Source organism: Anaeromyxobacter sp. PSR-1 (assembly GCF_000964525.1).
Classification (GTDB): Bacteria; Myxococcota; Myxococcia; order Myxococcales; family Anaeromyxobacteraceae; genus Anaeromyxobacter.
The window spans coordinates 1-6,120 of the sequence record NZ_BAZG01000230.1 but is presented as its reverse complement, the minus strand read 5'-3'; the positions used below and the strand labels follow the sequence as shown (position 1 = coordinate 6,120).

Genomic DNA, 6,120 nt, shown 5'->3' with positions numbered 1-6,120 from the left:
CCCTCCTCGGCGGCCGCGTCGCCCAGCGCGACGAGCGCGGCGCCGGCGCGGGCCGGGAACGCGGCCTTCACCGCGGCCGGGTCGCGCAGGAACGCGAGGAGCGCCTCGCCGGGCCGGTCGATCCCGACCTCCGCCAGGATCCGGTCCAGCGCGTCGCGCACCTCGACCATGCTGGCCGGGCGCTTCGCCGGATCGACCTGCAGGCAGCGCCGGATCAGCGCAGCGAGCGCGCCGGGCACGCGCGGGTCGGCCTGGCGCGGGTCCTCGAAGTCGCCCTCCAGCACGCGGCGCAGGATGGCGGTGGGGTTCGAGGCGGCGAACGGCAGCTTGCCGGTGGCGAGCCAGTACAGGATGGTGCCGAGCGAGAACACGTCGCTGCGCGCGTCGGCGTCGTGGCCCTCGACGATCTCCGGCGCCATGTGGTGCGGCGAGCCCACCAGCGCGCCCGTCATGGTCATGCGCTCGTCGGAGGCGAGGATCCGGGCGATGCCGAAGTCGGCGAGCTTCACCGAGGGCGGCTCGTCCTCGTGGACCAGCACGTTCTCCGGCTTGAGGTCGCGGTGGATGACGCCGGCCGCGTGCGCGTGCGCGAGCGCGTCGGCGAGCGTCCGCCCCACCAGCATGCCGAGCTCGGGGTAGCCGAAGCCGACCGCGGCCGCCCAGGCCCGCAGCGTGCGGCCGCGCACGAACTCGGTGACGAGGTAGCTCTCCACCGCCGCGTCGCCGGCATAGTCGTAGATCTCGACGATGGAGGGGTGGGACAGGCGCGCCACCGCGCGCGCCTCGCGCGAGAAGCGGGCGCGCGAGTCGGGCGCGGAGGCGAGGTGCGGGTGGAGCAGCTTCACCGCCACCTCGCGGTCGAGCGCGGTGTCGCGGCCGCGGTACACCACCGCCATGCCGCCGCTCCCCACCTGCTCGAGGAGCTCGTACCGGCCCAGCATCCGGATCACCGCGGCGTCCCCCCGACGGCGGGGGTGCGCCGGTCCGGACGGAACGGGAGCGCGTTGCCTGCGACCACGTGCATCTGAGAGGGTTCCTGGGCGCCCGCCGCCGGCGCCGGATCACGACATCCGTGGCGGGGTGAGGGGCGCCACTATGACACGGCCGCCCGGGGCCGGCCACAAGTCGTCCACCCCGGTCAGGGGCGGGTTGGACGCGCCCCCTACCAGGCGGGCAGGGCGCCCGCCCCCGAGCCGGGGAGCAGGTGATCCGACACCAGGGCGCGCACCGTGTCCGGCATGGCCGCCGTCGAGATCGGGTGGCGCGGGCGCCAGCCGAGGGCCGCCAGCCGCGAGGTGTCGTAGTAGTGGTCCGCGCTCATCCAGTGGAGCGCCTCGCGCTCGATGCGCGGCACCAGCGCCGGGCCCACGCCGGTGCGCGACGAGAGCCGCCCCCAGCCGCGCGCGAGCCGCCCGTTGACGCGGGCGAGCAGCGCGCGATCCGGCACGTGGCGCACCAGCCAGAGCAGCGCCGAGGTGAGGCGCGGCGCGGCGGGGAGGATGCGGCCGGGCTCGTAGCCGAGCGCGGTCAGCGCGGCGGCGAGGTGCTCGGCGAGCGGGAGCGGCGCCTCGTCGGCCACGTTGAAGGCGCGGCCGCGCACCGCGCCGGCGTCGGGGTGCTCGAGGACGTGGACCACCGCGCGGGCGAGGTCGTCGAGGTGGAGCAGGTGCGCGACCGGGCCGCGCCGGATGATGGGCACGCGCCGCCGCCGCTGGTTGAAGAGCGCCACCAGCGCGAGCACGCGGAGCGGGCCGCCGCGCAGCGACGGACCGTAGAGGACCGTGGGGCGGAGCACCGTGAGCGGCGCCCCCTTGCGGAAGGCGGCCCAGCTCGCCTGCTCGGCCGCCCAGCGGACCCGCTCGTGCGCGGTGCGCGGCGCCTTCAGCTCGCCCTCGCGGCAGGGCAGGTTGCGGGGGCGGCCGTACACGCCGGCGGTGGAGACGTGGACCAGCCGCGCGGCGCCGGCCCGGCGCGCCAGCTCGGCGGCCGCGCGCGCCGCGCCGGCCTCCACCGCGATGCGGGCCGGCTCCGGGAGATCGCGTGGGGTCCGCACGCCGAGGTGCACGACCGCGCGGGCCGGCACGTCGCCGGCGCCGCGGAACCCCTCGGCGGACAGCGCCACCGGGCGCGGGCTCCAGCCGGCGCGCGCGAGCTCGGCCGCGACCGCGTCGGCCACGGCGCCGCCGGAGCCCGTGATGAGCGCCACCCCCGCCATGCCGCGAGTGTAACAGGGGCCCGGGGGGACCGCGCCGCCCCGGGCCCCATGGCCCCGTCGAAGGATCCGTCCGCGGGCTAGACCCGGATCTCGTCCGGCTTCTTGGCGGGCGGCGTGGGCGTCGCGCCCGGCTTCTTCTCGCCCTCGGGCTCCGGCGCCGCCGGCGGCTTGCGGCCGACCGGGTTCTCCTCCAGCGCCGCCGCCAGCACCTCGTCCATGTGCGCCGCGAAGACGAACTCGACCTCCTTGCGCGCCTGCTCGGGCACGTCCAGCAGGTCCTTCTCGTTGCGGGCCGGGATGATGATCCGCTTGATGCCGGCCCGGTGCGCGGCGAGCACCTTCTCCTTGATGCCGCCCACCGGGAGCACCAGCCCGCGCAGCGTGACCTCGCCGGTCATGGCGACGTCGGAGCGCACCCGGATGCCGGTGAGCAGCGACACGAGCGCGGTGAGGATGGTGACGCCGGCGCTGGGGCCGTCCTTCGGGATCGCGCCCGCGGGGAAGTGGATGTGCAGGTCGGTCCGCTCGAGGAAGTTGGGCGGGATGCCCAGCCCGTCGGACTTCGAGCGCAGGTACGAGAGCGCCGCCTGCGCCGACTCCTTCATCACGTCGCCGAGCTGGCCGGTGAGGGTCAGCGCCCCCTTGCCCGGCATCTTGGTGGCCTCGATGAAGAGGATGTCGCCGCCGGCCGCCGTCCAGGCCAGGCCGGTCGCGACGCCGGCGATCTCCGTCCGCTCGGCGGTCTCGTTGTAGAACTTCTCCGGCCCGAGGATCTCGAGGACGTCGGACTCCTCGATGGCGCGCTTGGCGGCCGCGCCGATCTTGCCGCTCGCCACCTCCACCGCGATGGCGCGGCAGACGTCGGCGATGCGCCGCTCGAGGTTGCGGACGCCGGCCTCGCGCGTGTACGCCATGATGATCTTGATGAGCGCCTTCTCGGTGATGGCGATGGCGTCGGCGCTGAGCCCGTGCTCCCGGAGCTGCTTCGGGATGAGGTGGTTCTGCGCGATGTGCACCTTCTCCTCGAAGGTGTAGCCGGGCAGCTCCAGGATCTCCATGCGGTCCTTGAGCGGGCCGGGGATGGGATCGAGCAGGTTCGCGGTGCCGATGAACATCACCTTCGACAGGTCGTAGGACAGGTCGAGGTAGTGGTCGGAGAACGCGTGGTTCTGCTCGGGGTCGAGCACCTCGAGCAGGGCCGCCGAGGGATCGCCGCGGAAGTCCGCCCCGAGCTTGTCGATCTCGTCGAGCATCATCACCGGGTTCACCGTCCCGGCCTTCTTCATCGACTGGATGATGCGGCCGGGGAGGGCGCCCACGTAGGTGCGCCGGTGCCCGCGGATCTCGGCCTCGTCGCGCACGCCGCCCAGCGACAGCCGCACGAACTTGCGGCCGGTGGCGCGCGCGATGGACTGGCCGAGCGAGGTCTTCCCGACGCCCGGCGGGCCCACGAAGCACAGGATGGGCCCGCGCATGTCGTTCTTCAGCTTGCGGACGGCCAGGTACTCGAGGATGCGCTTCTTGATCTTCTCCAGGCCGTAGTGGTCGGTGTCGAGGATCTGCCGCGCGTTCTCGATGTCGAGGTTGTCGTCGGTCCGCTTGGTCCAGGGCAGGTCGGCGATCCAGTCGAGGTACGTCCGCGCCACCGTGTACTCGGAGCTCGCCGTCGGGATCGACTTCAGCCGGTTCAGCTCCTTCTGCGCGACCTTCTCCACCTCGGGCGGGAGCCCGGCCTTCTTCAGCCGCTCCTGCAGCTCGTCGAGCTCCTCCTCCTCCTCGCCGAGCTCGCCGAGCTCCTCCTTGATGGCCTTGAGCTGCTGGCGCAGGTAGTACTCGCGCTGCGTCTTCGACATCTCGCCCTTCACGGCGGAGTCGATCTTGTTCGAGAGCTTCAGGATCTCGCGCTTGCGGTTGAGCAGCTCGAGCACGAGCTTCATCCGCGCCTTGAGCTCCACCGTCTCGAGGACCTGCTGCTTCTCCTCGATGGGCACGTCCACGTTCGCCGCGATGAGGTCGGCGAGGTGGCCCGGGTGCGTGATCGACTCGACCAGCTCGGTCGCGGCGGCCGGGAGCTCGGGCATGAGCTCGATGACCTCGCGCGCCAGCTTCTTCAGGTTGATGGCGAGCGCCTCGACCTCGACGTCGTCCACCACCGAGCGGTCCTCGACCGCCTCGATGCGCGCCTTGAGGTACGGGCTCTCCTGCACCAGCTCGAGCACCTTGAACCGGGCGAGCCCCTGCACGACGAGCGAGTAGTTGTCCTCCCCCATCTTCAGGAGCTTCACCACCCGCGCCACGGTCCCGACCGTGTAGAGGTCGGCCGCGCCCGGGTCCTCCTCCTCGGCCCGGCGCTGGGTGACCACGCCGATGACCTGCTCGTCGCGGACCGCGTCCTTGATGAGCGCGATGGTCTTCTGGCGGCCCACCGCCAGGGGCAGGACGCCCCCGGGGAAGAACACCGAGTTCCGCAGCGGGAGGATCGGCAGCACCGCCGGGATGTCCTCCTTGTTGATGAGGACCGGAGGTCCCATGGCCGGGGCCACCTGCGCCCCCGCCCCCGCGCCCTTCTTTTCCTTCTCGGACATCGCCGTCTCCTTCCGCTCGCGCACCGATCAGGGATACCCGTCGCCTGCGCCGTTATCAACAAGAAGCAAGTGGTCTTCCGAGCGCTTGCGCCCGTTTTCCGCGCGCGCGATCCGCCGCGCGCGGCGACCCGTCCAGCCGCAGGGGCCGCGCGCCCGTCAGCGCTCGTTCAGGGCCGTCCGTCCGGGGCGAGAGATGGTCTTCCCGTCCGGCTCGCCGCCGGGGCCCCCGGGATCCCGGCGAACCGGGCCCTCGCTGGGCGCCCACAGGCCGGTGCGGCGCTCGTCGTCGCCGGAGCCCGACACGTACCGGCTCCGGGCGGGCAGCTGCTCGGGTGCCACCCCGGGCCCATCGGCGGGCGACCACGCGCGCTTGGCAGTCATGCCCTCTGGATAAGACCGACTTCCCGAAGGGCAAGCGCGTGGGCAATTTCGCACCCGTGCAGCCGGGTCAGACCGCGCTCGCGATCGGCGCGGGAACGCTCGCCGTCCTGGTGGTGACCTTGCTCGCCCTGCTGCTGCGCGCCCGCCGGCCGGGGGTGCCCGCCGAGGCGCGGGCGCTCCTCGCGCAGGTGCCGGGGGCGCTCGGCGACGCGGCGCTGCTGCTCGACCCCGAGGGCTTCGTCGTGGCCGGGAACGCGGAGGCGGCGGCGCTGGCCGGGCTCGCCCCGGACCGGCTGCGCGGGGCCAAGGCGTCGGTGATCCTGGGGGAGGACCTGGCGGTGCTGCAGCGGGGCGCGGCGCGCGGCCCGAGCGCCGCGCGCGTGCAGCTGCGCACCCGGGGCGGCGCGGCGGCGGCCCGCGCGGTGGTGGTGCGGGTGTCCTCGCGGCCCCCGCGCGATCTCGCCGTGCTGCGACCCGAGCCGGCGCTCCCGCGGCCCACCCCGCCGCCCCTGCCGCCGGCGCGGCCCGGCGCGGGGCCGTGTTCCGCGGACCTGGGCGCGATCGCGGCCGCGCTCCGCGAGCCGCTGGCGCGGGCCTCCACCGCGGCCTCCATGCTGCGGCTCCTCGCGCCCCGCCTGGCGCTCGGCGCCGGGGAGCTGGCGCGGCTCGAGGGCGCCCTCGGCGATCTGGAGCGGCGCCTCGGCGCGCTCGGGGCGAGCTCGGGCGGGAGCGCCGCCCGGCCGGTCGATCTCGCCGCCGCGCTCGGCGAGCTCGCGGCCCAGCTCCCGCCCGGCGTGCGGGTCCGGGCGACGCTCGAGCCGGCGCCGGTGCTGGCCGACGAGGCGCGGCTCCGCGCGATGCTGCGCGAGCTGCTGCGCGCCATGTGCGAGGCGCTGCCGGCGGGCGGCGAGCTCACCGCCACCGTGGCGGTGCGCCGGG

General features: G+C 74.8%; 5 protein-coding genes. 1 reads left to right on the top strand and 4 read right to left on the bottom strand.

The genetic code is table 11. The features are described from left to right. The 4 genes from PSR1_RS20985 to PSR1_RS20970 all read right to left on the bottom strand — a co-directional run. On the bottom strand, positions 1-941 hold a 941-nt coding region (locus PSR1_RS20985; RefSeq protein WP_152643405.1), incomplete at its 3' end, for a serine/threonine-protein kinase. A 221-nt stretch (positions 942-1,162) separates the two neighbouring features. Continuing rightward, positions 1,163-2,215 (bottom strand): NAD(P)-dependent oxidoreductase, encoded by a 1,053-nt coding sequence (locus tag PSR1_RS20980; RefSeq protein ID WP_059439321.1) that lies wholly within the window; start codon positions 2,213-2,215, stop codon positions 1,163-1,165. A gap of 77 nt (positions 2,216-2,292) precedes the next feature. Further along, entirely contained in the window at positions 2,293-4,800 is a 2,508-nt protein-coding gene (gene lon / locus PSR1_RS20975) for an endopeptidase La (RefSeq protein WP_059439323.1), read from the bottom strand. Between the two features lie 156 nt (positions 4,801-4,956). Then, positions 4,957-5,181 carry a hypothetical protein gene (locus PSR1_RS20970; RefSeq protein ID WP_059439320.1) on the bottom strand — a complete coding sequence of 75 codons (225 nt, stop codon included), beginning with the start codon at positions 5,179-5,181 and terminating at the stop codon, positions 4,957-4,959. A 38-nt stretch (positions 5,182-5,219) separates the two neighbouring features. On the opposite strand from PSR1_RS20970, the gene PSR1_RS20965 reads away from it, so the two are divergent. Further along, positions 5,220-6,120, top strand: a 901-nt coding sequence (locus PSR1_RS20965) for a hypothetical protein (protein ID WP_059439322.1), incomplete at its 3' end; no start/stop codon positions are given.

Bases quoted from the DNA above. Each gene is read 5' to 3' on its own strand.
- PSR1_RS20980 (WP_059439321.1), bottom strand. From the start codon at position 2,215: ATGGCGGGGGTGGCGCTCATCACGGGCTCCGGCGGCGCCGTGGCCGAC.
- lon (WP_059439323.1), bottom strand. From the start codon at position 4,800: ATGTCCGAGAAGGAAAAGAAGGGCGCGGGGGCGGGGGCGCAGGTGGCC.
- PSR1_RS20970 (WP_059439320.1), bottom strand. From the start codon at position 5,181: ATGACTGCCAAGCGCGCGTGGTCGCCCGCCGATGGGCCCGGGGTGGCA.